The 264-nt window shown below is 67.0% G+C and carries 1 protein-coding gene; it reads left to right on the top strand.

Going from position 1 to position 264, the window contains the following annotated elements:
- Nucleotides 1-182: CoA-transferase (locus tag SB751_RS31685; RefSeq protein WP_410749232.1), on the top strand; the 182-nt coding region annotated here is incomplete at its 5' end.
- Between the last annotated feature and the right edge of the window lie 82 nt (nucleotides 183-264).

The raw sequence follows: 264 nt of genomic DNA, 5'->3' as shown, positions 1-264 counted from the left end.
ACCTGGTGTACCGCAAGACCGCGCGCAACTTCGGCCCCATCATGTGCATGGCCGCGAAAACCACCATCGTGCAGGTGCGCGCCAAGGTGGCGTTGGGCGAGCTGTCGCCCGAGGCCGTGGTGACGCCAGGCATCTTCGTCAAGCGCGTCACCCAGGTGGCGCACTCCGCGTTCTCCAGTTGAAGGATTCCCCATGCCCACTCCCCTGACCCGCGAAGCCATGGCGCGGCGCCTGGCCCAGGACATTCCCGACGGCAGCTACGTC

The sequence above is a fragment of the Cupriavidus sp. SIMBA_020 genome (assembly GCF_046535395.1).
GTDB classification, from domain to species: domain Bacteria; phylum Pseudomonadota; class Gammaproteobacteria; order Burkholderiales; family Burkholderiaceae; genus Cupriavidus; species Cupriavidus campinensis.
Note: the sequence above shows the minus strand (reverse complement) of the source record. Positions and strands in the feature narration are given on the sequence as shown.